1 rRNA gene is annotated in these 374 nt (G+C 60.2%); it reads left to right on the forward strand.

Going from position 1 to position 374, the window contains the following annotated elements:
• Positions 1–50 precede the first annotated feature (50 nt).
• Positions 51–374: ribosomal RNA gene (locus IH44_RS0140180) — 23S ribosomal RNA — on the forward strand; the annotation flags it as partial.

Genomic DNA, 374 nt, shown 5'->3' on the forward strand with positions numbered 1-374 from the left:
TGGGTGTCTGGTCGTTGTTTGAGAACTGCACAGTGGACGCGAGCATCTGTGGCCAAGTTTTTAAGGGCGCACGGTGGATGCCTTGGCACCAGGAACCGATGAAGGACGTGGGAGGCCGCGATAGGCCCCGGGGAGCTGTCAACCGAGCTTTGATCCGGGGGTGTCCGAATGGGGAAACCCGGCAGTCGTCATGGGCTGTCACCCGCTGCTGAACACATAGGCAGTGTGGAGGGAACGCGGGGAAGTGAAACATCTCAGTACCCGCAGGAAGAGAAAACAACCGTGATTCCGGGAGTAGTGGCGAGCGAAACCGGATGAGGCCAAACCGTTGTGGTGTGAGACCCGGCAGGGGTTGCCACGACGGGGTTGTGGGA

The sequence above is a fragment of the Kitasatospora sp. NRRL B-11411 genome, from assembly GCF_000721345.1.
In the GTDB taxonomy this organism is placed as follows: domain Bacteria; phylum Actinomycetota; class Actinomycetes; order Streptomycetales; family Streptomycetaceae; genus Kitasatospora; species Kitasatospora cineracea.